Source organism: Plantactinospora sp. GCM10030261, from assembly GCF_042666615.1.
In the GTDB taxonomy this organism is placed as follows: domain Bacteria; phylum Actinomycetota; class Actinomycetes; order Mycobacteriales; family Micromonosporaceae; genus KBS50.
In genome coordinates, this window is the sequence record NZ_JBHTDD010000016.1 from 48,577 (window position 1) to 74,934 (window position 26,358).

General features: G+C 71.5%; 21 protein-coding genes and 1 pseudogene. 11 read left to right on the top strand and 11 right to left on the bottom strand.

Annotation, left to right across the window (positions count from 1 at the left end; translation table 11 throughout):
• Nucleotide 1: 1 nt before the first annotated feature.
• From ACFQUZ_RS19570 to ACFQUZ_RS19585, 4 genes and pseudogenes are all read right to left on the bottom strand, one after another.
• Nucleotides 2-334, bottom strand: a pseudogene (locus tag ACFQUZ_RS19570) (DUF3140 domain-containing protein); the annotation flags it as partial.
• Entirely contained in the window at nucleotides 321-539 is a 219-nt protein-coding gene (locus ACFQUZ_RS19575) for a DUF2945 domain-containing protein (protein ID WP_377444143.1), read from the bottom strand. The gene ACFQUZ_RS19575 and the pseudogene ACFQUZ_RS19570, both read right to left, overlap by 14 nt.
• A 55-nt stretch (nucleotides 540-594) precedes the next feature.
• Nucleotides 595-738, bottom strand: a complete 144-nt coding sequence (locus tag ACFQUZ_RS19580) for a hypothetical protein (RefSeq protein ID WP_377444145.1) — start codon at nucleotides 736-738, stop codon at nucleotides 595-597.
• 139 nt (nucleotides 739-877) lie between these two features.
• Nucleotides 878-1,702: a class I SAM-dependent methyltransferase gene (locus ACFQUZ_RS19585; RefSeq protein WP_377444147.1), complete on the bottom strand. Its 825-nt coding sequence runs from the start codon at nucleotides 1,700-1,702 to the stop codon at nucleotides 878-880.
• Between the two features lie 417 nt (nucleotides 1,703-2,119).
• On the opposite strand from ACFQUZ_RS19585, the gene rpsA reads away from it, so the two are divergent.
• Both rpsA and coaE read left to right on the top strand, forming a co-directional pair.
• The gene (gene rpsA, locus ACFQUZ_RS19590) at nucleotides 2,120-3,637 is read left to right on the top strand and encodes a 30S ribosomal protein S1 (RefSeq protein ID WP_377444149.1); all 1,518 of its coding nucleotides are present in this window, start codon (nucleotides 2,120-2,122) and stop codon (nucleotides 3,635-3,637) included.
• Nucleotides 3,638-3,830: 193 nt separating this feature from the next.
• Nucleotides 3,831-4,847 (top strand): dephospho-CoA kinase, encoded by a 1,017-nt coding sequence (gene coaE, locus ACFQUZ_RS19595; RefSeq protein WP_377444151.1) that lies wholly within the window; start codon nucleotides 3,831-3,833, stop codon nucleotides 4,845-4,847.
• On the opposite strand, the gene ACFQUZ_RS19600 is transcribed toward coaE, so the two are convergent.
• Complete coding sequence (locus ACFQUZ_RS19600; protein WP_377444153.1) at nucleotides 4,820-6,763, bottom strand: hypothetical protein; 1,944 nt, start codon at nucleotides 6,761-6,763, stop codon at nucleotides 4,820-4,822. The two genes, coaE and ACFQUZ_RS19600, sit on opposite strands and share 28 nt — an antisense overlap.
• 422 nt (nucleotides 6,764-7,185) lie before the next feature.
• Between ACFQUZ_RS19600 and uvrB the strand changes: the two genes are divergently transcribed.
• From uvrB to ACFQUZ_RS19615, 3 genes are all read left to right on the top strand, one after another.
• Nucleotides 7,186-9,288: an excinuclease ABC subunit UvrB gene (uvrB, locus tag ACFQUZ_RS19605; protein ID WP_377444154.1), complete on the top strand. Its 2,103-nt coding sequence runs from the start codon at nucleotides 7,186-7,188 to the stop codon at nucleotides 9,286-9,288.
• 4 nt (nucleotides 9,289-9,292) lie between these two features.
• A complete protein-coding gene (locus ACFQUZ_RS19610; RefSeq protein WP_377444156.1) occupies nucleotides 9,293-10,111 on the top strand; it encodes a helix-turn-helix domain-containing protein in 819 nt (272 codons plus the stop codon).
• A gap of 114 nt (nucleotides 10,112-10,225) precedes the next feature.
• Nucleotides 10,226-10,594, top strand: coding sequence for a VOC family protein (locus ACFQUZ_RS19615; RefSeq protein ID WP_377444158.1), 369 nt, complete (start codon nucleotides 10,226-10,228; stop codon nucleotides 10,592-10,594).
• A 147-nt stretch (nucleotides 10,595-10,741) separates the two neighbouring features.
• On the opposite strand, the gene ACFQUZ_RS19620 is transcribed toward ACFQUZ_RS19615, so the two are convergent.
• Nucleotides 10,742-11,047, bottom strand: coding sequence for an antibiotic biosynthesis monooxygenase family protein (locus ACFQUZ_RS19620; RefSeq protein ID WP_377444160.1), 306 nt, complete (start codon nucleotides 11,045-11,047; stop codon nucleotides 10,742-10,744).
• Nucleotides 11,048-11,830: 783 nt separating this feature from the next.
• Between ACFQUZ_RS19620 and ACFQUZ_RS19625 the strand changes: the two genes are divergently transcribed.
• Nucleotides 11,831-12,835: a TerC family protein gene (locus ACFQUZ_RS19625; protein ID WP_377444162.1), complete on the top strand. Its 1,005-nt coding sequence runs from the start codon at nucleotides 11,831-11,833 to the stop codon at nucleotides 12,833-12,835.
• Between the two features lie 89 nt (nucleotides 12,836-12,924).
• Here the strand turns inward: ACFQUZ_RS19625 and ACFQUZ_RS19630 are convergent, their stop codons facing one another.
• Entirely contained in the window at nucleotides 12,925-13,851 is a 927-nt protein-coding gene (locus tag ACFQUZ_RS19630; protein ID WP_377444164.1) for an NlpC/P60 family protein, read from the bottom strand.
• A 71-nt stretch (nucleotides 13,852-13,922) separates the two neighbouring features.
• Entirely contained in the window at nucleotides 13,923-14,996 is a 1,074-nt protein-coding gene (locus ACFQUZ_RS19635) for a mandelate racemase/muconate lactonizing enzyme family protein (RefSeq protein ID WP_377444166.1), read from the bottom strand.
• Between the two features lie 163 nt (nucleotides 14,997-15,159).
• On the opposite strand from ACFQUZ_RS19635, the gene ACFQUZ_RS19640 reads away from it, so the two are divergent.
• Entirely contained in the window at nucleotides 15,160-15,957 is a 798-nt protein-coding gene (locus ACFQUZ_RS19640; RefSeq protein WP_377444353.1) for a tyrosine-protein phosphatase, read from the top strand.
• Nucleotides 15,958-16,057: 100 nt separating this feature from the next.
• Here the strand turns inward: ACFQUZ_RS19640 and ACFQUZ_RS19645 are convergent, their stop codons facing one another.
• Both ACFQUZ_RS19645 and typA read right to left on the bottom strand, forming a co-directional pair.
• Nucleotides 16,058-16,918 carry a serine hydrolase gene (locus ACFQUZ_RS19645; protein ID WP_377444168.1) on the bottom strand — a complete coding sequence of 287 codons (861 nt, stop codon included), beginning with the start codon at nucleotides 16,916-16,918 and terminating at the stop codon, nucleotides 16,058-16,060.
• 197 nt (nucleotides 16,919-17,115) lie between these two features.
• Complete coding sequence (gene typA, locus ACFQUZ_RS19650; protein WP_377444170.1) at nucleotides 17,116-18,984, bottom strand: translational GTPase TypA; 1,869 nt, start codon at nucleotides 18,982-18,984, stop codon at nucleotides 17,116-17,118.
• A 112-nt stretch (nucleotides 18,985-19,096) separates the two neighbouring features.
• Between typA and ACFQUZ_RS19655 the strand changes: the two genes are divergently transcribed.
• The gene (locus tag ACFQUZ_RS19655; protein ID WP_377444356.1) at nucleotides 19,097-20,566 is read left to right on the top strand and encodes a DedA family protein; all 1,470 of its coding nucleotides are present in this window, start codon (nucleotides 19,097-19,099) and stop codon (nucleotides 20,564-20,566) included.
• Between the two features lie 37 nt (nucleotides 20,567-20,603).
• Here ACFQUZ_RS19655 and ACFQUZ_RS19660 read toward each other — a convergent pair whose 3' ends face one another.
• Nucleotides 20,604-22,727 carry an MMPL family transporter gene (locus tag ACFQUZ_RS19660; protein ID WP_377444172.1) on the bottom strand — a complete coding sequence of 708 codons (2,124 nt, stop codon included), beginning with the start codon at nucleotides 22,725-22,727 and terminating at the stop codon, nucleotides 20,604-20,606.
• Between the two features lie 95 nt (nucleotides 22,728-22,822).
• Between ACFQUZ_RS19660 and ACFQUZ_RS19665 the strand changes: the two genes are divergently transcribed.
• From ACFQUZ_RS19665 to ACFQUZ_RS19675, 3 genes are all read left to right on the top strand, one after another.
• Nucleotides 22,823-23,344: a MarR family winged helix-turn-helix transcriptional regulator gene (locus ACFQUZ_RS19665; protein ID WP_377444174.1), complete on the top strand. Its 522-nt coding sequence runs from the start codon at nucleotides 22,823-22,825 to the stop codon at nucleotides 23,342-23,344.
• The gene (locus tag ACFQUZ_RS19670; protein WP_377444176.1) at nucleotides 23,341-25,008 is read left to right on the top strand and encodes a CocE/NonD family hydrolase; all 1,668 of its coding nucleotides are present in this window, start codon (nucleotides 23,341-23,343) and stop codon (nucleotides 25,006-25,008) included. The genes ACFQUZ_RS19665 and ACFQUZ_RS19670 overlap by 4 nt, the downstream gene beginning before the upstream one ends.
• Nucleotides 25,009-25,259: 251 nt before the next feature.
• Entirely contained in the window at nucleotides 25,260-26,357 is a 1,098-nt protein-coding gene (locus tag ACFQUZ_RS19675; protein ID WP_377444177.1) for a glycosyltransferase family 2 protein, read from the top strand.
• Nucleotide 26,358 lies beyond the last annotated feature (1 nt).

The following is a 26,358-nucleotide window of genomic DNA, read 5'->3' on the forward strand; positions in this document are numbered from 1 at the left end:
ACTTGAGCGGGTCGTGGCCCCAGTTCATCAACGAGTACCGCCACTTGGTGTCGCGGATGTCCCCGCTGGGCCGCTGCGCCATGTGCCGGCGGACGTAACCCACCACCTTGCGCATGTGCGAGTAGTCGGCGTCGGTGAGTTCCGCCTTCTTCCGGCGCAGCAGGTTGACAATTTTGCGGCCGGAGTCGTGCCCCACCGACTCGCCGCCGCCCTTGTGCCAGCCGACCGCCTTGGACTCCTCGGTCTCCAGCCAGGTCTGCAACTCACCGGGCTTCATGTTCACCGCCTCGGTGAACTCCCGGTAGGTGTCGCGGCCCTCGTCACGCGGACTCATGGCGCAGCGCCTCCGGTCGGTGGGCGACGTCCTTGCCGGAGTCTTCGTTGCGGATCCGGTACTGCGGCGCCTCCGGGGAGGCGTTCACCGTCCGGCCGCGAATCCGGGTCCGTTCGGTGATCTCCTCCTGCACGACCCCGTGTCCCCGGCCGCTGTGGCTGGCCCAGGAGACGTGATCTCCCCGGTGGAACTTCTGCTCGGCCATGCCGCCCGGGTACCCGGACCGGAGCGCCGGAAACGGACCCGGTCACAGCGGGGAGCTACGGGATGATCTCGCGGATCGGCAGTTTGAGGTCGAACGGCTCGGTCAACTCGATCACCTCGGCGCTCTCGGTGATCAGTTCGTATTGTCGCTCGACCGCCGCGTTCGGCAGGTCGCTGAGCCGGTACGCGTACACGTGCACCGGGTCCTGCTCGACCCGCCAGTAACAGGGGATGCCCGCGGCGGCGTACGGTTGTCAGCGTTCCCAGGAAATGGCGTCCACTCGGGCAGGATAGGTGCGGAGGGCCGCCATCGCGCGTACCGGCGGGGTGGCGAACGGGTCAGGTCGCCGGCTTGTCGGCCACGAAGATGGCGGTGCCGGGGAAGAGCCGGCCGCGCAGCGGGCTCCACTGGCCCCAGATCCCGTCGTGCCCCTCGGGCCATTCAGGTTCGACGATGTCGCGCAGGGCGAAGCCGGCGCCGACGATCTCGCGTACCCGGTCGCCCAGGGTGCGGTGCTGCTCGACGTACGTCGGCACGCCGGTGGCGTCCTGCTCCACGTACGGGCGGCGGTCGAAGTACGAGTGCACCGCGAGCAGCCCACCCTCACCCGGGTCGTCAAGGAAGATCCAGCGCATCGGGTGGGTGACCGAGAAGACCCACCGGCCGCCGGGCCGCAGCACCCGGAACACCTCGCGGTGCGCGGCCGCCGAGTCGGCGACGAACGGGATCGCGCCGAACGCCGTACACACGATGTCGAAGGCGGTGTCGGCGAACGGCAGCGCGAGCGCGTCGGCCTGCACGAGCGGCACTCGTACGCCGGAGGTCTCGGCGTCGTGGACCGCGTGCCGCAGCATGCCGGCGGACAGATCCATGGCGGCCACCCTGGCCCCCTGGCTGGCCAGCCATCGGGCGGCGGCCGCGGCGCCGCAGCCCAGCTCCAGTACCCGGGCGTCGCGCACCGGACCGAGCAGGCGGGCATCGGCCTCCCGCAGCCCTTCCGGGCACCAGACGAAGTCGACCTCGCCCAGGAAGGCGCCGTGTTCGGCCTGGTAGTTGTCGGCGTCCGCGTCCCACCAGGCGCGGTTGGCCAGCCGGCTCTCCGCGTCCGTCACTGGGCGCCGGAGCACGCCGGGCCCACCATCGTCCGGCTGGTCGTCGGTCACTGCGGCAGTCTAGGCCCGCGTCCGAGCCGCTGGCCGGCTCGCGGCGGGCCAGCCGACGACCGACGATGGCGGCGTCGGCGTACCGCATGTCGAGTGGGTGGATCCCCGTCCATGGTCGTCCGAGTCGCCAAGAGCGATCCCATCCTGTTATGTCCGGGTATCCTCGGGACTCCCGGAAAGCGGGCTGGATCACGTACCCCCGGCCCTTGCACGCTGTGGTAATGCACACGGTAGGCTGTTCGATGCGCTTGCGGATCGTGTGCCTCGGCAGGGAGCAGGTCCGCGGTCGTCGGATACGCCCAAATGATCTCCGACAGGTGATCGTTCGGCCGTGCCCGACGACGGGTCCGTTGGCGCGAACAGGTCACCGCGACACACGTTTGTAGTGACAACCATCCGACCGGAGCAACCGCCCACATGACGAGCAGCATCGAGGCCACCTCGAGCGCCAACCGGGTCACCGTCGACGATATCGGCACGGAAGAAGCGTTCCTCGCCGCGATCGACGAGACCATCAAGTATTTCAACGACGGCGACATTGTCGAAGGCACCGTCGTCAAGGTCGATCGGGACGAGGTCCTACTCGACATCGGCTACAAGACCGAGGGCGTGATCCCCTCGCGTGAGTTGTCGATCAAGCACGACGTCGATCCCGCCGAGGTGGTGTCGGTCGGCGACCACATCGAGGCTCTTGTCCTCCAGAAGGAGGACAAGGAAGGCCGGCTGATCCTGTCCAAGAAGCGCGCCCAGTACGAGCGCGCCTGGGGCACGATCGAGCGGATCAAGGACGAGGACGGCGTCGTTCGCGGCTCTGTCATCGAGGTGGTCAAGGGCGGTCTCATCCTCGACATCGGGCTGCGGGGCTTCCTGCCCGCGTCCCTGGTCGAGATGCGTCGGGTGCGCGACCTGCAGCCGTACGTCGGTCGCGAGCTCGAGGCGAAGATCATCGAGCTGGACAAGAACCGCAACAACGTGGTCCTGTCCCGCCGGGCGTGGCTGGAGCAGACGCAGTCCGAGGTGCGCACCGAGTTCCTCAACAAGCTGCAGAAGGGCCAGGTCCGCAAGGGCGTCGTCTCCTCGATCGTCAACTTCGGCGCCTTCGTCGACCTCGGCGGCGTGGACGGCCTCGTGCACGTCTCCGAGCTGTCCTGGAAGCACATCGACCACCCGTCCGAGGTCGTCGAGGTCGGCCAGGAGGTGGAGGTCGAGGTCCTCGACGTCGACCTGGACCGCGAGCGCGTCTCGCTGTCGCTCAAGGCCACCCAGGAAGACCCGTGGCGCCAGTTCGCCCGGACCCACGCGATCCAGCAGATCGTGCCGGGTAAGGTCACCAAGCTTGTTCCGTTCGGCGCCTTCGTCCGGGTGGACGACGGCATCGAGGGCCTGGTCCACATCTCCGAACTGGCCGAGCGGCACGTGGAGATCCCCGAGCAGGTCGTCCAGGTGGGCTCGGACGTCATGGTGAAGGTCATCGACATCGACCTGGAGCGGCGGCGGATCTCCCTGTCGCTCAAGCAGGCGAACGAGGGCTTCGTCGAGGGCGAGGAGAACTTCGACCCGACCCTCTACGGCATGACCGCCACCTACGACACCGAGGGCAACTACATCTACCCGGAGGGCTTCGACCCGGAGACCGGCGAGTGGCTCGAGGGGTACGACAAGCAGCGCGAGACGTGGGAGACGCAGTACGCCGAGGCGCGTCAGCGGTGGGAGGCGCACACCAAGCAGGTGCAGACCTCCCGCGCCGCCGACGCCGAGGCGGCCGCCAACCCGCCGGCTCCGGCTGCCACCACCGGCGGTGGTGGTGGCGGCGGTGGAGGCGGAGCCTCCACCAGCACCCCGGCTCCGTCCCGGCAGGGCGAGGAGCCGGCCGGCACCCTCGCCACCGACGAGGCGCTCGCCGCGCTGCGGGAGAAGCTCGCTGGCGGCAAGTAACAGGCACGGCACCATGGAGGTCCCGTCAGCCGGGCCCGGACATCCGGGCACCGGCGGCGGGACCTCCGTCGTGCGCGACGTGATTCACGTCTGCACGCACCGCGTTCGCTCGCCTGAACCGGTGTGTCGCGCTCGTCGGTAGACCGGTGGGTCGCGCTTGCCGCCGATCCGGTCAACGGGTTGACTGGGCGCCGTGCTGCGGGTGGGACTGACCGGCGGGATCGGAGCCGGCAAGAGTGCCGTCGCCGACCGGCTGGCCGAGCTGGGTGCGGTGATCGTCGACTCCGACCGGATCGCGCGGGAGGTGGTGGCGCCGGGCACCGACGGCCTGCGGGATGTGGTGGCCGCCTTCGGTGAACGGGTGCTCGACGCCGACGGCGCGTTGGACCGCGCCGCGCTGGCCGGGATCGTGTTCGCCGATCCCGCCGCTCGGATCCAACTCGAAGGGATCACCCATCCCCGGGTCCGGGCCCGGTCGGCGGCACTCGTCGCGGCGGCGCCGGCGGACGCGGTGGTCGTCAACGACGTGCCGCTGCTGGTCGAGGTGGGCCTCACCCCGACGTACCACTTGGTGCTGGTGGTGACAGCGGCGCCGGAGGTCCGGGTGGGCCGGCTGGTCCGGACCCGGGGTATGACCTCGGGCCAGGCCCGGGAGCGGATCGCGGCGCAGGCCGACGATGCTCGCCGACGGGCCGCCGCCGATGTGCTGCTGACCAACGAGGGCGAGCTGGCCGACCTGCGTCGCGAGATCGACATCGTGTGGCGGGATCGGCTGGTGCCGTACGAGGAGAACCTGCGGCACCGACGACCGGCCGGCACCGTACCGCGGGTGCTGGACCAGCCCGACCCGTCCTGGCCGGAACAGTACGAGCGGCTCGCCGCGCGGATACGACACGCCGTTGGCTCCCTGGCCATGCGGGTGGACCACGTCGGACCGACCGCCGTGCCCGAGGCGCCCGCACACGATGTGATTGCCATCGAGGTCACCGTGGCCGTTCGGGCCGACCTGGACGGCATCGCGGGACCGCTGACCGAGGCCGGCTTCCCCCGCTGCGCCGCCGGGGGTGCCGGGCCGGACAGCGCCGACGGGCCGGTTCGCCGGCATGCCAGCGCCGACCCGGGGCGGCCAGCCGAGGTCCAGGTGCGGGTAGCCGGCGCGGTCTCCCGACCCGGACCCGCGGATCATCGCACCGGCACCGGGGCCAGGTAGGGAACCCGCTCCGGGGTCAGGTCGAGTTGGGCGAAGGCGCCGGTACGGGTACGCAGTTCCAGCCGGCGGAGCAGTCCCGACCCGTCAACCCAGTACCGCAGCCGGGCGTGGCCGGGCGGCACACCCGCCTCCGCTGCCTTGGGCATCTCGAACACGGTCACCGGCCGTCCGTCCAGGGTGTCCGATCGCAGCCACACGCCGGCGGAGCGGACCTCCCTGGTCGCGTCGGTCGTCCGGCGGCCCGCCGCCAGCCCCTCGCTGATCAGCAGGTCCAGGTCCATGGCGCCGCCGTCGATCCCGTGCCGGTCCCAGCCGTCGAGCGCCCATCGTCGGTCGACCGGCGGCGGAAGCGGCGGTACGGGGTCCGTGTCGGGCCCATCCGCGGGCAGGTCCGGCGCCATGGTGCCCGGGTCCGGGCGGGTCGTCCGGTCCGCGGTGGCGGTCGCCGGGGGGTCCGGGGTCAGCCCGGCCGCGCGGTCCGGGGTCGCCACGGACGTGCGGTCCGGGCTGCGGCCGGCCGTGGGACTGCCGGTCCCCTCGGTGGTGGGACCGGCCGTCACCCCACCCGCGCGGGCCGGGACCACGTTCGCCATGCCGTTGGGGACCGCGTTGGCCCATCGGCCTGGGACCGGGATGGCGTTGGCCACCCGATCCGGGGTGGTCGTGTGGTCGGTGGTGGTGTCCGCCGTGCGATCCGGGGTGGCGCCCGCTGAGTGGCCCGGGGTGGTCGTGCGGCCCGGGGTGGCGCCCGCTGTGTGACCCTGGGCCGACCCCACCGGGGTCTCGGTGGCGGTCCCGGCCGCCGGGCGGCTGGCGATCCCCCTCCGGTCCGCCCGGACCAACACGGTCGTCGGCCCGTCAACGTCCCGGATGGCCAGGTAGGCCACGCCGGCACGCCAGTCGAGCCAACCGCCCCCGCGCAGGTTGACGGCCGGCCAGGTGGACAGTCGCAGGGTGACGCGGGCGCCGCCACGGGCTCGGTTGACCGACCTCATCCGGGCCAATCGCTCGGCCTCCTCGTCGGTCACGGCGCGGGGAGTCACCGGGCCGCCGCCCAGCGCGTCGACCGCGATCAGTGACGGCCGGGCCACCCGGTCGAGGTCCGCCACGACCGGAACGTCGCCGGGCAGGGTCGTCGCCAGCCGGTGCAGCCGGGCTCGCTCGTCCAGCCAGTACCGGACGGCCAGCTGGCCACCGCCGCCCGGAGGTGGCCGGCGGGCCTGGTCGTCGGTCGGTGCCGGCGGCGCGACCGCTACCGGTACCGCCAGTACGTCGACGTCGACCGGGCCCACGCGCTCCCGGCCCACCCAGCGGGACGGTCCGCGCGCCACCGTCTCGGCCTCGTCGGGCCGGTCGGCGACCAGACCGAACAGCAGTGCCAGGAACGCGTCAAGCGGTCGCGTGGCGGGATCCGCCGGCCGGACCCGCCACCCGTCCCGCGGTGGTACGCCGGGTGGCGCATCGACGGTGGGCGGCAGGTCGTTGCTGGCCGAGGGCTCGTTGCTGGCCGAGTGTTCGGAGGTGGCCGAGGGTTCGGAGGTGGGCGGCGGCCGGCGTACCAGGACTCCGGGCATGGCCTGCACCAGCCCCCGGTCGGCACCGGCGCCGGGTCCCTGGACGGTCAGATAGGCGAGTCCCTGTCGCCAGTCGAGCCAACCGGCGAGATCGACCCGATCGGCGGACCGGCCCAGCGTGGCCCGGATCCCGGTGCCGCCGTCACGATGGTTCGTCACGCGCATGGATGCCAGCCGGCGGGCCTCGGGGGCGGTCAGCGACCGCGCGGTGTCCGGATCCTCGTGGCCTACCGGTGCCGAGAGGACGACGGTGAGTCCGATCCCGGAGGCGACCGCCAGACTGGTCAGCAGGGCCAGCGTGGCCGGGCGGCGGCGGGCCACGGTGGGGGTACTGGTCCTCACGGGTGTGCAACGGTGAGATCGGGACGGAGGTGACGTCCGCGTGGCCGGACCGGGAGTTCGGCGGCCGGACGTGGATCTCCTCGCGAAGGCGGACCGGAGACGGTGCGGACGGGGGGTGGTTCCGTGCGGACGGAGGGGTGGCCAAGGGCGCTCGCGGCGGCCGGTCCGCGCCTCGGCGCGACCCGTGTCGGTGCGCTCGCCGAACGGTGCCGGGGCTGCAACCAACGCGTCCGGGCGCGACGGACACCGTTGCGGATCCGGTCGTTCGCCCGGTCGGCCGCCGCGAGCGGCCTACCCTCAGACGGTATCGCGGTGATCTGACGCACACAATGGCGTTATCGGCGTCGATCGGCCACCGATCGTCGTGGCCGACGGCCGCTCGGTCGCCCAGCATGTCGGACCCGCGGCGTACCGTTGCTGGCATGGCGCTCGACATCCCGCGACTCGACGGCCGCTTCCAGGTCATCAGCGAGTTCCAGCCCTCCGGCGACCAGCCGGCGGCGATCGACGATCTCGAACGGCGGGTCCGCCGTGGCGATCGGCACGCGGTGCTGCTGGGCGCCACCGGCACCGGCAAGAGCGCGACCACCGCCTGGCTGGTCGAGCGGCTTCAGCGACCCACCCTGGTGCTGGCGCCCAACAAGACACTCTGCGCGCAGTTGGCCAAGGAGTTCAGCGAACTCCTGCCGGACAACGCGGTCGAATACTTCGTTTCCTACTACGACTACTACCAACCTGAGGCATACATCCCGCAGACGGACACCTACATCGAGAAGGACTCCTCGATCAACGAGGAGGTGGAGCGGCTGCGGCACTCGGCGACGATGTCGCTGCTGACCCGGCGGGACGTGGTGGTGGTGGCCACCGTCTCGGCGATCTATGGGCTGGGCACTCCTGAGGAATACCTGGATCGGGCCGTGCGGCTGGCCGTCGGTCAGGAGATCGAGCGGGACAAGCTGCTACGCCGGCTGGTCGACATCCAGTACACCCGCAACGACATGGCCTTCCAGCGGGGGACCTTCCGGGTCCGCGGTGACACGCTGGAGATCATCCCGGCGTACGAGGAGCTGGCCGTCCGGATCGAGTTCTTCGGCGACGAGGTGGAGAAGCTCTACTACCTGCATCCGCTGACCGGCGAGGTGGTCCGTGAGGCGAGCGGTCTGATGATCTTCCCGGCCACGCACTACGCCGCCGGGCCGGAGCGGATGGAGCGGGCGATCCAGGGCATCGAGGCCGAGCTGGCCGAGCGGCTCGCGGAGCTGGAGCAGCAGGGCAAGCTGCTGGAGGCGCAGCGGTTGCGGATGCGAACCACATACGACGTCGAGATGATGCGGCAGGTCGGGTTCTGCTCCGGCATCGAGAACTACTCCATGCACATCGACGGCCGGTTGCCCGGCAGCCCGCCGCACTGCCTGCTCGACTACTTCCCGGACGACTTCCTCACCGTGGTCGACGAGTCCCATGTGACCATCCCGCAGATCGGTGGCATGTACGAGGGTGACGCCTCCCGCAAGCGGATGCTGATCGAGCACGGTTTCCGGTTGCCCAGCGCGGCTGACAACCGGCCGCTGCGGTTCGACGAGTTCCTCGAGCGGGTCGGCCAGCTGGTGTTCCTCTCCGCCACGCCAGGCGACTGGGAACTCGATCAGGCCGGCGGGGAGTTCGTCGAGCAGGTCATCCGACCCACCGGACTGGTGGACCCCGAAGTGGTGGTCAAGCCGACCAAGGGCCAGATCGACGACCTGATGCACGAGATCAAGGAGCGTACCGAGCGGGACGAGCGGGTGCTGGTCACCACGCTGACCAAGAAGATGGCCGAGGACCTGTCCGACTATCTGCTGGAGCACGGCATCCGGGTGCGCTACCTGCACTCCGAGGTCGACACCCTGCGCAGGGTCGAGTTGCTGCGGGAGTTGCGCAAGGGCGACTACGACGTGCTCGTCGGCATCAACCTGCTCCGGGAGGGTCTCGACCTGCCCGAGGTGTCTCTGGTGGCGATCTTGGACGCGGACAAGGAGGGCTTCCTGCGCAGTGGCCGGTCGCTGATCCAGACCATCGGTCGCGCGGCGCGCAACGTCTCCGGTCAGGTGCACATGTATGCCGACAAGATCACCCCGTCGATGGCCAACGCCATCGAGGAGACCAACCGGCGGCGGGCCAAGCAGCTTGCCCACAACGAGGCGACCGGGACCAGTCCGCAACCCCTGCGGAAGAAGATCCACGACATCCTGGACGACATCTACCGGGAGGCCGAGGACACCGAGCGGACCCAGGTCGGCGGTGCGGCCCGACAACTGTCCCGCGGTAAGGCTCCGGTCAAGGAGACGCGCAGCCGTGCGGCGGCCTCGAAGCCGTCCCGCGAGGGGATGGCCCGCGCCGACCTGGCCCAGCTCATCCAGGAGCTCAACGACCAGATGCTGGCCGCCGCCCGCGAGTTGCAGTTCGAACTGGCGGCCCGGATCCGGGACGAGGTGGCGGAACTGAAGAAGGAGTTGCGCGGCATGGACGTAGCCGGCGTCAAATGAGCCGATGACCGACCTCGCGCCACCACCCTGGTCCATCGTCTCCGGGCAACCGACGGAGCCGCTGCGGCAGCACGTCGACCGGTACGACGGCTACGTTGAGCGGGCGGATGACGTGCTGATCCGCCGCGAGTCGGCCGGCGCGTTCGCGGTGCTGATACTCGGCTGGGGAGCGCCGCTGGATGTCACGGACCCACGGGCGCCCGGCCGGGGTGTCACCGGCGTGAACTCCTTCGTGGCCGGGACGTTCGATTCGTACGCGGTGACCCGTACCGTCGGTGTTGGCCAGGGTGTGGAACTGATCCTGGATCCGTTGGTCGCCGGTCGGCTGTTCGGCGTACCGATGCGGGACCTGGCCAACCGGGCGGTCACGCTCGGGGACCTGTCCGTTCCCTGGCTCACCGACGTGCCCGACCGGTTGGCGTCCGCTGATGGTTGGCAGCAGCGGTTCGCCCTGCTCGACGCCGTTCTGTCTGCCCGGCTGGCGGCCACCGCGCCGCCCGACCCGCGCGTCGCGTGGGCGTGGCGGCGACTCGTGACGGCACACGGCCGGGTCGCGGTCGGCGCGCTCGCCGCCGAGCTTGGCTGGAGTCGGCGACACTTCGCCGCGACCTTCCGCCGGTCGGTGGGCATGCCACCCAAGACAGCCGCCCGGCTGTTGCGTTTCCAGCGGACGGTGGACCTGCTGAGCCGCCCCGGCCGCGTGGACGGTTGGGCGGGCATCGCCGCCACCGCCGGATACTTCGACCAGGCGCACCTGATCCGCGAGGTGCGCGAGTTCACCGGTGGCACGCCAACCGAGGTCTGGCCGTCCGGACCGGCATGAGGCCCCGACCGCAGGCCGGCCGCGGGCTCTGCCACCCGCGGGCCGGGGCTTTGCCGCCGGCCTCAGGTCACATTCGTCCAATCTCCGCCCCGCCGGCCGGCGCAGACTGACGGCATGCGAACGCTCTATCCGATCTTCAAGTACGCCGACGCCAAGTCCGCCATCGACTGGTTGGAAACGGCGTTCGGCTTCGTCCGTCACCAGGTGTACGACGGGCCGGACGGCTCTGTCGCGCACGCCGAACTCGCCTTCGGCGATGGCATGATAATGGTCGGCCAGACCAGTGGTCCGCTCAGCCGGCCGGCTGACGACGCCTGGTCCGTCTACGTGGCAGTCGACGACATCGATGCCCATCATGAACGGGCTCGTGCGGCCGGTGCCGAGATCACCATCGGACTGCGGGACACCGACTACGGTTCCCGCGAGTATGCGGCCCGAGATGTCGAGGGGTACGTCTGGTCGTTCGGGACGTACCGGCCCTGACTCCGGGACTCGGGACGTCCGCGACCTCGCCAAGCACCCCTCGTCACTGGCCGTCGGGTGGCCGTCGCCGAGGCTCCCAGGGGATCGCCGTCGTGTGAAGACGCGACCGCCGTCATGTCGTTCGCGGCCGGTGTCGTCCCCGACCGGTCAGGAACCGGTCGGGGACGGTACGTCGGTGAAGTGCTCGACGACGGGCGGTCCGGCGAAGTGCGGCCCGATCAGCGACCGCCACCTGACGAACCGCTCGGTCGCCCGGAAGTTCTCCTCGTGCGCGCTTACTGAATCCCACTCCACAAGCAGCACGAACCGCGAGGGCGACTCGATCCCCCGCGTCATCCGGACCGAACGGCAGCCGGGCGTGGTGACCAACGCCTCGCGCGCTTTCGCGTAAGCGGCGGCGAACTCCTCCCCGTGATCGGGGAGTACATCGATGAGCGCGACCTCAAGCACCATGCGTCAAGCCTGACATGTGGCGGTTCCGCGACCCGCCCCGGGAGCCGGCCTCCCGGAGGCTAGGACGGCGTTGTCCGGGCTCCGTTCCGCTCGGTAGTGCTGATCCCCGGCGAAACCGAGCGCCAGCGATCGGACGGGCAGGCACGGCCAGGCCGGCACGGCGATGCCACCATGATCGGTGAAGAGCACGCCAGGGGAGAGCCGTGAACATGTCGCACAGCCGGTGAACCTCGCTATCCGGGTTTCCGCGCGGCCACCGGCACCCTCGAAGTAGGCTGCCGACACCCGCGTGGCTCGTGCGCGGCCAACAGTGTTGAGGCCGGGCTCGTCGAGCCGCCTCAACAGGAAGTCGAGCAGCTCCTCCACCAGCCGGTCGAAGCGGGGCACACACAAGATTTCCCACGGGAACAACGCGGCGTCATGCCCGTCAATACACCTAGCCTCCTAGGCAGCATTGGGCGGAGTGTCGTGCTCCGTTATCACTGCCTTACACAACGCGACACGCAACCCGGCACAGTACGTGATCTCACAGACGCCAGGGCCGCGCCAGGATGCGCTCAGGCCGGTCGATGGGCAAGAATGGGCGGGTAGGAGGGGAGTATTCCTCGCGACGGTTGTCGTCAGCACGGTTCGACCGGGTGAACCCGGCTCGGACCCGGCACCGTCGGTCGTTCTGAAGGGCGGCGGAAGAGACCTCCGACAGCCACTGCTGCCCGCATCGCGCCCGGTACCTGAGAATGAAGGCCGACAACGCGATGCCACGTGTCTGCCGGAGGAAGAGCGTTGGACGTGTCTGCCTGGGTTTGGGTCGCGACGCTTGTCGCACTCACGGCGATCCTGCTCGTCGATCTTTTGATCATCGGGCGACGTCCCCATGAGCCATCGATTCGCGAGTCAAGCCTCTGGGTGACCTTCTACGTCGCCCTGGCGCTGATCTTCGGCGGCGTCATCTGGCTGGCCGGCGGGGCGACGCCGGCGGTCGAGTTCTACACGGGCTGGCTCACCGAGTACAGCCTCTCGGTGGACAACCTCTTCGTCTTCATCATCATCATGGGTCGGTTCGCCGTACCCCGGCAGTACCAGCAGAAGGTACTGCTCATCGGCATCGTGCTGGCGCTTGTGATGCGCGGCGGGTTCATCGCCGCCGGAGCTGCCCTGATATCGCAGTTCTCCTGGGTCTTCTACATCTTCGGTGCCTTCCTGATCTACACCGCGATCAACTTCTTCCGGCAGGGTGAGCCGGACGAGGAGGAGTTCCAGGAGAACGTGCTGATCCGGTGGAGCCGGCGGGCACTGCCACTGTCGAAGTCCTTCGACAGTGCCAAGCTCACCACAAGCGAGAACGGGCGCCGGGTGTTCACCCCCATGCTGATCGTGATGATCGCGATCGGTACCACCGACCTGATTTTCGCGCTGGACTCGATCCCGGCGATCTTCGGCATCACCCAGGAGCCGTACCTGGTCTTCACCGCAAACGTCTTCGCCCTGATGGGCCTCCGGCAGCTGTACTTCCTGCTCGGAGGGCTGCTGGACCGGCTGCTCTACCTGAACTTCGGGCTTGCTTTCGTGCTCGGCTTCATCGGGGTGAAGCTGATCCTGGAGGCGCTCGCCGATAATCACCTGCCGTTCATCAACGGCGGTCGGCCGGTCGAGTGGGCACCGCACGTGCCGATCTGGCTGTCCCTGTCGGTCATTCTGGGTGCGTTGGCCGTGGCGACCGTTGCGAGCCTCGTGAAGTCCAATCGGGACCGCCGCCGGGAGTTGGCCGAGGCGCGAGCGGCGCGGTAGTCGGCGACGATCCGGCGCCGAAGTCCATCAGCGCGCGGACCGGAACTGCCGGCACCCGGCTTTTCGGGCCGGCGACCGTCCGGGAACTGTTACACCCGGTGTACGCCGACCAGTGTCGCCGCACGCTCCGGCGGCATCGACTCCTCGACGACCCGCCGATGGACGTAGCACGCGTGCAGCATCCGGGGTGCCTCGCCCCGCCCGGCCCGGGCCGACACCATGCCGATGTGATGGATGCGGCGGCCCGGACGGGCGAAGAAGAACAGGTCACCCGGGCGTTCCTCGCCAGCCGGCACGGGTGTCGTGGCGGCGGCCTGGTCGCTGGCGTCGCGGGGCAACCGAACGCCCAGCCGACGCCAGGCCAGGTGCACCAATCCCGAACAGTCGATCCCGTACGCGGAGACGCCGCCCCAGACATACCGGACATCGCGGAGCCGGGCGGCGACGTCGAGGGCCTCGGCGGCCGACGCCGGTCGGTCGGGTTCGGGTGCCAGGTGAGCGGCGATCGCCCACAGGGGCCGCTCGTGTCCGGGCGCCCAGACCGGGCGCCAACCGTCCCGACTGGCACCGGCCGCGACGAGGCGGGTGCCCAGCACGATTCCGGGCAGCACCGGCTCGTCGTCCGGTTCGGCGTGCAGAGCGGTGGCTGTCGCGTCGACCACCTGCCGGTCGGCGGAGTGGTCGTCGGCGTCCGGATTGCCGGCGACGAGTTGGTCGGCGGGCAGCCAGCCGGGGTATCCCCGGGGGTCGAGGCGGGCGGCGGGCTGTTCGAGGGCCAGGACATGCACCCAGCCGTCCGGGCGTACCTGCTGGACCAGCACCCGCTCGCCGAGCAGCAGTTGGCTCAGCACACAGTCGCCCACCTGCTGGTCTGAGTTCATGGCGGCGATCCAGCCGGGAATGTCGGTCCGGCGGGCGAGGGCCGGCCCGTCGACCGGGCGGACCGCCTCCGGACGGGTCCACAACGTGGCCACAGCGACCCGGACGACGGCCTCCATGCCGGGTTCCAGTGTCATCGTCTGCGTACCGCCTTCCGCTCGTCCCGGCCGCCGAGGCTACCTGGACCGCCGACGCGCCGGTAACGTTCTCATCCGATGCCGTCGACTCCGAGACCAGGGGCGTCGGGCAGGACGAGGGTGGCGCCGTCGTAGCGGATGCCGCCTCGCACCGGTGACCCGGCCAGCCACCAGGCGGCGTCCAGATCCGAGACGCTGCTGGTGCCGTACGCGGCCACCAGGCTTGCCGCGGCACCCAGGCCGATCGGCCCTTCCATCATGGACCCGACGATGGTCCCGAGACCATGGGTGGCGGACAGGTCGAGCAGCGTCCGTGCCGTCGACAAGCCGCCGCATTTCGCCAGCTTGACATTGATCATGTCGGCGGCCCGGTGCCGGATGACCTCGACGAGGTCGCGGGCGTCGAACACCGATTCGTCGGCCAGGATGGGGGTACGGACCCGATCGCTGACCCAGGCCAGTCCTGCCAGGTCCCGCCGGTGCACCGGCTGTTCCACCAGCTCGATGTCCAGCCCGGCGTCCTCGATGGCCGTGATCACCCGGACCGCCTCCCGCGGGGTCCAGCCCTGGTTGGCGTCGAGTCGGAGCCGGGGTTTGGGCCCGACGGCCTCCCGAACCGCGCGTACCCGGGCCAGGTCGCCGGCGGCGTCGGTGCCCACCTTGAGCTTGAGCACGGTGAATCCGTCGGTGACCCGGCGGGTGGCGGTGGCCGCCAGGTCGCCGGCGGCGCCGGCGGAGAGCGTCACGTCGGTGGGCACCCGGAGCGTCGTACCACCGAGCAGCCGGACCAGCGGCACACCGAGCCGTCGGGCGGCGAGATCGTGCAGCGCGGTGTCCACCGCCGCCTTGGCGGCCTCGTTGCCGACCACGGCCCGGCGGACTTCGGCGCAGCGCGCCACCAGGTCATCCGGGTCGCGGCCCACCAGCAGCGGGCCGAGCATCTGCTCCACGCAGTCCCGGGAACCGCCGATCGACGCCCCGGTCACCTGCCAGACCTGGGGCGCCTCGCCGAAGCCCGACCGGCCGTCCGTGTCGACCACCTCGACGACCAGGGTCTCCACCGTGGTCGCCCGGCGCAGCGCGGTGACGAAGGGGGTGTGCAGGTCGGCGGAGAGCCGGTGGGTGCGGACCGCGCTGATCGACATGCCGGGCAGCCTATCCATGGCACCGGCCCACCCGGACCGTCGACCCGTGGGCTGACTGGCTGCGAGCGGCCGTTCGGCCGTTCGGCCGTTCGGCCGTTCGACGCTTACGCTCGCCCGTATGTCCGCGCATCCCGCCCGTAGGCCGGTGCCCCCCGCCGCGCCCCTGCCGGCTCGGCGGCCGGCGCTGGTGGGGGCGCCGAACGCCCGGGACCTGGGCGGATTCACCGGGTACGACGGGCGTCGGGTGCGCTCCGGCGTACTGTTCCGGACGCCGGCGCTGGGCCGGCTCACCGATGAGGACGTCGCGGTGCTGGGCGGGCTCGGTGTCGCCTGTGTGCTGGACCTGCGCGGCCGCCCGGAGATCGACGCGGCGCCGCCGGACCGCCTGGCCGGTACGCCGCGGATGGTGCACGTGCCGGTTCACGATCCACGGCACCCGGTGGTCACGTACGTCTCGGCCGTGTTGCTCGGGCATGACCTGGACGCGTACGCGGCGCTGGCCGCGGAGGGTACGCCGCGGGCGATGGGGGCGATCTACCGGTGGTTCGTCGCCGACGAACGGGTTCGGGCGGGCTTCGCCACCGCGGCCCGGCTGGCCGTGGACCCCGCGAACCTGCCGTTGCTGTTCCACTGCACCGCTGGAAAGGACCGGACCGGCTGGCTGGCCGCGATCCTGCTGACCATTCTCGGGGTGGACCGGACCGCGATCGAGGCGGACTACCTGCGCACCAACGAGCTGACCGAGAGCCTGCGCGAGGTCATCCTGGCCGCGCTGCGGCGTCGCCAGCCGGATCTGGACGAGGGTGCGGTGCGGGCGGTGCTGGAGGTGCGACCGGAGTACCTGGCGGCCGGCTACTCCGAGGTGGATCGGGTGTTCGGCTCGTTCGACGCCTACCTGCGGCGGGGCCTGGGCCTGACCGACGACGAACTGGTGGCGGTGCGGAAGAACCTGCTGGACTGAGTGGCGGGGTCCCTTGTCGACGCACCGCGCATGACCGAGGCGCCCGTCCGCGCAGAGACGGTGGCGGGTCGGCCGGATACGCCTCAGAGCCGGATACGCCTCAGAGGTGGTGGCGGGCCGCCCAGATCGTCGCCGAGGCGGCGGCGATCAGTCGGCAGGCGTCGTCGTCCGGATCCGCGCCGCTCGCCCCGCCGTCCGCGAGGTCCGTCGTGGTGCAGAAGGCGACCGTGTACGCGGGCGCGTCGGCCGGGAACACCACGCCCGCTCCGTGCCGGACGCCCTGGACCCAGCCGTTCTTGTGCGCGATGCGGGTGCCCACGGGCAGCCCGGCGGCCAGATCCTCGCGGTGTTCCTGGGCGGCGAGCACGTCCAGCATCGCGGCGCAGCTCGCCGGGGAGGCAAGCGGGCCGGGGGATTCGGCTCCCAGCGTCAGCGTGCCCAGCAGGGTGGCCAGGTCGGCGGCGGTGACCAGGTTGGTGATGCCGGCCTCGCGGGCGGCGAAGTCCTCGATGCCCCGGCCGGTGACGCTGTTCCGGGCCCCGCCGAGCCGCCACGCCTGCGCGACCGCCTCGCGGCCGACGTGTTCGAGGACGATGTTGGTGGCCAGGTTGCTGGACCGGACGATCATCCGGTGCGCCAGCCAGCGCAGCGACGCGGTCCGGTCGAGCCGCTCCCAGACGGCGTCGTCGTTGTCGTACCCGTGGTTGCAGGCGAACCGCGGCGCCCCGGGCTGGGCGGAGGTGAAGTCGTTGCGTACCGGCACCGGGGCGTCCAGGTCCAGCGTGCCGGCCTCCGCCGCCCGGTAGAGCGCGGCCAGGACGGCGACCTTCATGGTGCTGGCCGCGTAGTGCGGGACGTCGGCCAGCCGGCTGTACGCGGGCGGTCGCCCGGGCCGGCTCACGTACCCGGAGACGGTGCCGGGCGCGGCGGCCAACCGCGCGTCAAGTTCCTGCCAGCTCATCCCGGCACGGTAACCCCCGCCCCCCGGTGATCCGACCCCACCCTCCCCACGACCCCACCCTCCCCACGACCCCACTCCCCGCGACCCCGCGACCCGCCCCTCGATCTTGGAGTTTGGGTTACCGATACGCGGGATTTGTGCCGCTTCGTCGGGGCCAGAAGTGCAAGATCGCGGGGAAGAAAGGTGGGGGCGGGGGGTCAGTTGGCGTGTTTGCGGCGGGCGGTGGCTCGGGCGCGGGCGGTCTGGTCGAGCACCACCTTGCGCAGCCGGACGGCCGCCGGGGTGACTTCCACGCACTCGTCCTCGCGGCAGAACTCCAGGGCCTGCTCCAGGGAGAGCTTGCGCGGCGGGATCACCTTCTCGGTCTCCTCGGACGTCGAGGACCGCATGTTGGTGAGCTTCTTCTCCTTGGTGATGTTGACGTCCATGTCGTCGGAGCGGGAGTTCTCCCCGACGATCATGCCCTCGTACACCTCGGTGGACGGCTCGACGAACAGCGTGCCCCGCTCCTGCAGGTTCAGCATCGCGAACGAGGTCACCGCACCGGCCCGGTCGGCGACCAGCGAGCCGTTGTTGCGGGTGCGCAGCTCGCCGAACCACGGCTCGTACGACTCGAAGACGTGGTGCAGGATGCCGGTGCCCCGGGTGTCGGTGAGGAACTCGGTGCGGAACCCGATCAGTCCTCGGGCCGGCACCAGCCACTCCATCCGGATCCATCCGGTGCCGTGGTTGACCAGTTGCTCCATCCGGCCCTTCCGGGTGGCCAGCAGTTGGGTGATGGCGCCGAGGTACTCCTCGGGGGCGTCGATGGTGAGCCGTTCCACCGGCTCGCACACCTTGCCGTCGATCTCCCGGGTGACCACCTGCGGCTTGCCGACGGTCAGCTCGTACGACTCCCGGCGCATCTGCTCGACCAGGATGGCCAGCGCCAGCTCGCCCCGGCCCTGCACCTCCCAGGCGTCCGGCCGCTCGGTCGGCAGCACCCGCAGCGACACGTTGCCGACCAGCTCCTTGTCGAGGCGGTCCTTCACCATCCGGGCGGTCACCTTGGCGCCCTTGACCCGACCGACCAGGGGTGAGGTGTTGGTGCCGATGGTCATCGAGATCGCCGGCTCGTCGACGGTGATCAGCGGCAGCGGCCGGGGATCGTTCACGTCGGTGAGCGTCTCGCCGATCATGATGTCGGGAATGCCGGCAACGGCGATGATGTCTCCGGGTCCGGCCTGCTCGGCCGGTTTGCGCTCCAGGCCCTCGGTCATCAACAGCTCGGAGATGCGGACCTTTCCGATCTCACCGTCGGTGCGGCACCAGGCGACCGTCTCTCCCTTGCGGATGGTGCCCTGGCGGACCCGGCACAGCGCCAGCCGACCGAGGAACGGCGACGCGTCCAGGTTGGTGACGTGGGCCTGGAGCGGCGCGTCCGCCTCGTACGACGGCGGTGGGATGGTGTCCAGCAGGGTGCGGAACAGTGGCTCCAGCGAGGTGCTGTCGGTCGGTACGGTGCCGTCGGCCGGCTGGGTGAGCGACGCCACACCGTCGCGGGCGCAGGCGTAGACGATCGGAAAGTCGATCTGGCCGTCCTCGGCGTCCAGGTCGAGGAAGAGTTCGTATGTGTCGTCGACCACTTCCTTGATCCGGGCGTCCGGGCGGTCCACCTTGTTGATCACCAGGATGATCGGCATCCGGGCGCGCAGCGCCTTGCGCAACACGAACCGGGTCTGCGGCAGCGGGCCCTCGCTGGCGTCGACCAGCAGGACGACCCCGTCGACCATGGTCAGTCCGCGCTCCACCTCGCCGCCGAAGTCGGCGTGCCCAGGGGTGTCGATGATGTTGATGGTGACGGGGTCGGTGCCGTCGGCCGGCTCGTACCGTACGGCCGTGTTCTTGGCCAGGATCGTGATGCCCTTCTCCCGCTCCAGGTCCATCGAGTCCATCACCCGGTCGGTGAGTTCGGCCCGGGCGGAGAAGGCGCCGGCCTGCCGCAGCATCGCGTCCACCAGGGTCGTCTTGCCATGGTCGACGTGCGCGACGATCGCGACGTTTCGAAGATCGGAGCGGGTCTGCATGCTGTCCATTCTCGTGGGGTGGCTCTTCGGTCCGGGCCCGGGCCACCTGAGCCCAAGCTGAGTACTTGTCGTTGCGGGGGTGTCACCGACTGGCATGCTGTCCGGCATGTCCGTGCACGACATGGTGACGGTGCTGCAACAGTCGCCGCCCTGGCTCGTGTACGTGCTCGCGGCGGTGCTCGTCGCCGGTGAGACAGCGGTGATCGTCGGGCTGCTGGTGCCCGCGGAGGCCACCCTGCTGCTGGTCGGCTTCCTAGCATACGCGGGCACGCTGCGGCTCGTACCGGCCGCGATCATCATGATCGTCGCCGCGGCGATCGGTGACGGGTGGGCGTACCGCAGCGGTCGTCGGCGCGGAGCGGCGCTGCGCGAGGGGCGGTGGGGGGCCCGTGTCGGCGCGGATCGCTGGACCCGGGCCGAGGCGTTGATCAACCGGCTGGGCGGTCGGGGGGTGCTCGCCGCCCGGTGGCTGGCCTTCGTCCGCACCCTGGCACCCCGGCTGGCCGGCGCCGCAGGCATGCCCTACCGGCGGTTCGCGGCGTGGAACCTGGCCGGTGGCGCAGGCTGGGTCGGATCCACGGTCGTCGTGGGCTACCTGGCCGGTGAGTCGTACCGACGGGTGTCCGACCTGCTCGGCAAGGCCACCGGAGCGGTTCTCGCGCTGCTCGCCGGCATCGTCGTCCTGGTGCTTGTCGGCCGCTGGCTGGGGCGCAATCCCGATCCGGTCCGGGCGCTGGCGGACCGGACCGTGGCGTTGCCGCCGTCGCGTTGGCTGGCTCGGCGGTACGGGTCCCTGGTTGCCAGGTTGTCGGCACGGATCGGTGCCGGCTGGACGCTGCTGCTCAACCTGCTCAGCGGCCTGGCACTGCTTTTCGGTCTCGGTCTGGCCCTGGCCTGGCTGCTCACCGCCGTGATCCGGCACAGCGGATTGTCGGTGGTGGACGGGGCGATCAGCGGGTGGTTCGCCGACCGGCGCACGCCGGCCATGGCGGAGGCCGCGGTCGGCGTTCTCGCCGTGCTACGCGGACCGGTCCTGATCCTCGCCGTGGCGATTCTCACGCTCGCCCTCGGTGGCCGGGCGGGGGGTCGGCCGTTGGCGCGCAGTGGCCGGGCGGGGGACCGGCTGTCAGCACTGCCCGAGACCGGGCGTGGCCGGACCAGCGCCTGGCGCACCGACCTGGTGGGCGTGCTGGGCACCGCCGGCGCGTTCGTGCCGCTGATGCTGCTGGCCATGGTCGCTGATCTCACCCAACCGGATCGCGGCGAGGACATCGTGGGTCCGGTGCCGATCACGCTCTTCCCGACCCAGAACGCGGTGGTCTCGGCGAGCCTGTGCACGATGGCCTGGCTGCTGGCCCGGGGCCGGCACTGGCCGGCGGCGGTGGCCGCCTGGACCGGCGCGGCGGTGGGCATCGTGACCGTCGTCACGGCCCGGCTCTATCTGGGTTGGAGCACGGCCAGCGAGACGGTCACCTCGGTGCTGCTCGGCGTCTTCTGGACGGTTTTCTTCATCGTCGCCTGGGCCAGCCGCGACCGGGCACTGCGGACCGCTTCCCCGAGGGAACGGTCCGCGGCCCGGTAGCGGCGACCCGGGACGGACACCGCCGCCAGCGGCGACCCTAGCCGTTCGCGCTGCCCACCGGCTCCCGGGCAGCCGCCGGTGCCGCGTCGGCCGGCCGGTCGGGTCGGCTGAGCCGGCTGGGCCACCAGAACCGGCGACCGAGGGCGACCGCGATGGCCGGGACCAGCAGCGTCCGCACCAGCAGCGTGTCGAGCAGGACGCCGATCCCGACGATGATGCCGATCTCGGTGAGGGTGACAAGCGGCAGCACGCCGAGCACGGCGAAGACCGCGGCGAGCAGGATTCCGGCGCTGGTGATCACACCACCGGTCACGGCCAGCGCGGTGATCATGCCTCGGGCGGTGCCCTGGGTGGCCGCCTCCTCCCGCCCCCGGGTGGTCAGGAAGATGTTGTAGTCCACTCCGAGTGCCACCAGGAACAGGAACGCCAGCAGCGGCACGCTGGTGTCCAGCGCGGCGTAGTCGAGCACGTTCTGGAACAGGAAGTTGCTCGCCCCGAGCGCCGCGAAGAACGTGGCGACCACGGTGCCGACCAGCACCAACGGAGCCACGATCGAGCGCAGCAGCAGGATCAGGATGGCCAGCACCACCACCAGGATCAGCGGTACGGTCACCCGCAGGTCGCGCACCGCCGCCTCGCGGGTGTCCAGGTTGGCCGCGACGCCGCCGCCGACCAGCGCCTCCGCGTCCGGCACGGCGGCCACCCGGTCGCGCAGCGCACGGATCGTGTCGTAGCTGGCGGCGCTGTCCGGCTCGGCGCTCAGCACGGCGTCCACGGCGACCAGGTCGTTGCCGCGTTCGGTGACCCGGGCGCTGGCCACGCCGGGGGTCGACTCGACGGCCTCCAGCACCGGCCGCTCGGCGGCGGCGCGCGCGATCACCACGGTCGGCTCGGCCGCTCCGGCCGGGAAGTAGCGGCTCAGCGTGGCCAGTCCGTCGATCGACTCGGCCTTGACCCGGAACTGCTCGGTCTGGCTGAGCCCGAGGCGGACGCCGAACAGCCCGGAGGCCAGCAGGATCAGCAGCGCCAGCGAGGACGCCAGCACCACCCGCGGCCGGCGGGCCACGACGCCGCCGATGCGCGCCCAGACGCCGGTCCGGGTCGGGTCGGGCTGGCCCTCGCGCGGGACGAACGGCCAGAACAGCCGTCGGCCGCAGACCGCGAGCGCGGCGGGCAGCACGACAAGCCCGTACACCGCGGCGGTGGTGATGCCGACGGCGCCGGCCACGCCGATGGCCCGGTCGTTCGCGAGTACGGCGGCCAGCAGGGTGAGCAGGCTCAGCACCACGGTGCCGGCGCTGGCGCCGATCGCCGGACCGGCCGAGGACAGGGCCCGGCGCAGCGCAGCGCGGCGGTCGGCGGTGCGGCGCAGTTCCTCGCGGTACCGGGCGATCAGCAGCAGGGCGTAGTTGGTGCCGGCGCCGAAGACGAGCACGTCGACGATGCCGGTGATGGACCCGTCGATGGTGATGTCGGTGGCCCGGCTGACGATGGCGATCAGGGAGTTGCTTACCACGTCGGCGGTGCCCACCACGGCCAGCGGCACCAGCCACAGCCAGGGGCTGCGGTAGGTGACGATGAGCAGTAGGGCGACGACGGTGACGGTGACCAGCAGCAGCCGGACGTTGGCCCCGTCGAACGAGGACGCGATGTCGGCGGTGAAGCCGGCCCCGCCGGTGACCTCGGCGGTGACCCCGGGCGGCAGCCCGTCGCGGGCGACGGCGCGCACCTGGTCGACCGCGTCGCCGAGCCGTTCGTTGTCCAGGTCCCCGGGCAGCGGCACCGGCACCAGCGCGGCCCGCCGGTCGGGAGCGAGGACCGGCGGCGCCACCTGGCCGTCGACCGCCACCTCGGCGAACCGGTCGCGTTGGCCGGCGATGGCCTGTTCGTCGTCGGCGGTGAGCGGCTCGCCGCCCTTGGCGTAGACGACAAGCGCCGGGTTGAGTTGACCGCCGGGCAGGGTGCGTTGCAGCTCCGCCACCCGGACCGACTGGACGTCGGCGGGCAGCGCGGACGTGGGGTCGTTGCTGGTGCGGGCCTCGCCTCCGGTGGCGATGAGCAGGGCCGAGCCGGCGGCGGCCACCACCAGCACGAGCCAGGCGGTCCACTTTCCGGTGATCAGGGCGACCAGTCGGTGGCCGAGCCCGGGTACCGATTTCATCGATGTCTCCCGACCGTCAAGTATCTTGGCTATCGAGATTATCGGTGAATGAGGTAAGCTGCAACGCGAGGGAGGTCGGCGACAGGATGGGCGGCATGTACCGCAGGCGGGTCACCCGCCGGGAGGTGCTCCAGTCCGGGATCGTCGACGCGCTGCGGGACTACTCACTCGACGCGCAGCACGTCGGCCACGCCTTCGCCAACCTGCACGGGCTCGGCGCCACCGACCTGCAGGCGCTGATCGCGGTCATGGACGCCGAGGGAAAGGGCGAACCCATCACCCCCGGCCGCCTCGGTGAGCAACTCAACCTCTCGTCCGGCTCGGTCACCGCCCTGATCGACCGGCTGGAGCGGGCCGGACACATCCGCCGCGACCGGGACACCGCCGACCGGCGCAAGGTCTTCCTCCGGTACGCCGAGCCGGGTGCCCGCCTCGCCGTCGAGTTCTTCAGCCCGCTGGGCCGGCGCAGCGACCGCGTGATGTCCGGTTTCACCGAGGCGGAACTCGAGGTCGTACACCAGTTCCTGACCGCGATGACCGGCACCCTGCGCGAGCACCGCGACGAGATGCGCGGCGCCGGGACGTCCGGGCCGGACAGTGCCGGGACGCCGCGGTGATCGACGGTCTGGTCGTCCGGGCCGCCGGCCGGCTACTCGGACTGCCGCCCGCGCGGGCCCGCCGGGTGCGGACCACCATGAAGATCAAAGTCCGGGTACGCGACGGCGTGCCGCTGCTGACCGACCACTACGCACCCGACCTGCCGGGCGCGCCCACCGTGCTCATCCGCACCCCGTACGGGCGAGGTGGGCCGATCCGGCTGCTCGGCCGGCTGCTGGCCGCCCAGGGATTCCACGCGGTCGTGCAGTCCTGCCGGGGGACCTTCGGCTCCGGCGGCCGGTTCGAACCGTTCGTGCACGAGCGCACCGACGGCCTGGACACCGTCGACTGGCTGCGCCGGCAGCCCTGGTACGCCGGCCGGTTCGGCATGTTCGGCGCCAGTTACCAGGGCTTCGTGCAGTGGGCGCTGGCGGCCGAGGTGCCCGACCTGCGGGCGATGGTCGCCGTGGTGACCGCGGCGAGCACCCGGGACTCCACGTACGCGGGTGGCTCGTTCTCCCTGGACACCGTGTTGACCTGGGCGGAGCTGCTGGAGGCGCAGACCGTGCCGTGGTTGGCCCGCCAGGTCGAACTGCGCCGGGGTCAACCCCGGCTGCTCGCCGGGCTGGCGCACCTGCCGCTCGCCGAGGCCGACCGGGTGGCCACCGGCGGGACGGTGCGGTTCTTCCAGGAGTGGCTGACCCACCACACGCCCGGCGCGGACTACTGGCGATCCCGGGTGTTCGACGCCCGGATCGCCGAGGTGACGACCCCGGTCGCGATGGTGTCCGGCTGGCACGACATCTTCCTTCCGGCCCAACTCGCCGACTACGCCGCGCTGCGGGCGGCGGGTGGCCGGCCGTCGCTTACCGTCGGGCCGTGGACGCACGGCAGCCCGGGCCTGTTCGGCGCCGCGCTGCGGGAGGGCCTGGCCTGGTTGCGGACCCATCTCGCGGACGATCGGGGCGCCCCGTCCGGCAGCGTGGCACACCCGGCGCACCCGCGGGTGGCGCCGGTGCGGATCCACGTCGGCGGCGGCGTGGGCTGGCGGGACCTGCCCGACTGGCCGCCGCCGGCCACCAGGACGGTCTGGCACCTGTGTCCCGACGCCGGCCTGTCGCCGGATCCGCCGGTGCCGTCGGCACCCGACGAGTTCTGGTACGACCCGGCGGATCCCACCCCGTCGCTGGGCGGCCCGCTGCTGGTGGCGCAGCGGGCCGGCGCGGTGGACAACCGGCCGGTGGAGGCGCGCCCCGACGTGCTGCTCTACACCGGCGACCCGCTCGGCGCCGCGCTGGAGGTGATCGGCCCGGTGACCGCCGAGATCCATGTGCGCAGCGACCTGGCCCACTTCGACCTATTCCTGCGGCTGTGCGACGTGGACCGGCGCGGCCGGTCGTGGAACGTCTGCGACGGGTTGGTCCGGGTGGAGCCGGGCCGGTTCCCGGTCGACGCGGCCGGGGTGCTGCGGGTGCCGGTGACCCTGTGGCCGGTGGCCCATCGGTTCCGTCCTGGACACCGGGTCCGCCTCCAGGTCAGCGGCGGAGCGCATCCGCGGTACGCGCGTAACCCGGGCACCGGGGAGCCCCTGGGCAGCGCGGTCGGGTTGCGTGCCGGCCGCCGCGAGATCCTGCACGAGCCGGGGTACCCGTCGGCGGTGTTCCTGCCCACGACCTCCGGCTGACCGTCCCGCGGCAGGCGACCCGGCTGACCCCATGGAGCCGCACCCGTCCGCTGTGGCGGGGGCGCCGGGCAGGCGCGATGACAAGGGGCGCGAAGGGATTCCGGACCGTCGGACATTCCCTGGTGACCAACCGCGGCACCGTGGTCGCCAGTTGGTCCGCTCGCCGTCACCCGACGTTTCCCGGCGCAACCCGGTGCTGTCGCCCGGCGTGTGGAGAGTGAGTCCAGACGCCGGACGGAGGGAGCGCGCCGATGCCCCTGCTCAGCTTGATCATCCCGGTGTACCGGGTCGAGGACTTCCTGGCGGAGTGCCTGGACTCAGTGCTCGGTCAGTCGTTCCGCGACATCGAGGTGATCGCGGTGGACGACGCCTCCGACGACGGGTCGGCCGCCATCCTGACCCGGTACGCCGCCCGGGACCCCCGGATCACGGTCGTCACGCTGACCCGCAACGGCGGGCTGGGCCACGCGCGCAACGTGGGTATCACCCGGGCCACCGGCCGGTACGTGTGGTGCGTGGACAGCGACGACTGGTTGCCGCCGGGCACCCTCCGGGCGGTCGCCGACCGGCTCGCCCAGACCGAACCGGACCTGCTGGTCACCGGATACACCCGGGTCCATCCGGACGGTCGGGTGGAGTCGCACGATCTGGGCAGGGTGGGCCGGGGCGACCCGGTGCCCGGCGTGTTCCGCTTCGCCGACCGGCCGGGCCTGCTCGACGTGCTGTGGATCGCCTGCAACAAGGTGATCCGTCGGGACTTCCTCACCACCAGCGGCCTCGCCTTCGGTCCCGGATGGTACGAGGACGTGGCGTTCGTCCTGCCCCTGATGATCGCCGCCGAGCGGATCAGCCTGCTCGACCGGAACTGCTACGCCTACCGGCAGCGTCCCGCCGGGGCGATCACCTGGACCGTGAGCGACAGGCACTTCGAGGTGTTCGAGCAGTGGGACCGGGTGATGGCATACCTGGCGGCACATCCGGAACGGGCGGCCACCCTGCGTCCGTTGATCTTCCGCAAGATGATCTGGCACTGTCTCCAGGTGCTCGGCCACGCGAGTCGGGTGCCCCGGGCGCAGCGCCGTCGGTACTTCCAGCGGCTGGCCGAGCGGTACCACCGGCACCGACCGGCCGTGGCGCCCCCGATGCCGGGCGGCAACGAGGGCATCAAGCAGCGGCTCGTCGCCGTTGACGGCTACCTGTTGTTCGAGATGATGATGACGGGCTGGCAGGCCCGGCGGCGGCTGTTGGGCCGGGTCCGGCCCACGTGCATGCCGCCGGCGGCCGGCGCGGTGCCGGCCGACGGCGCCGCCGTGCCCACGAGTGGCCGGTCAGCGATCAGGACGGGTTGAG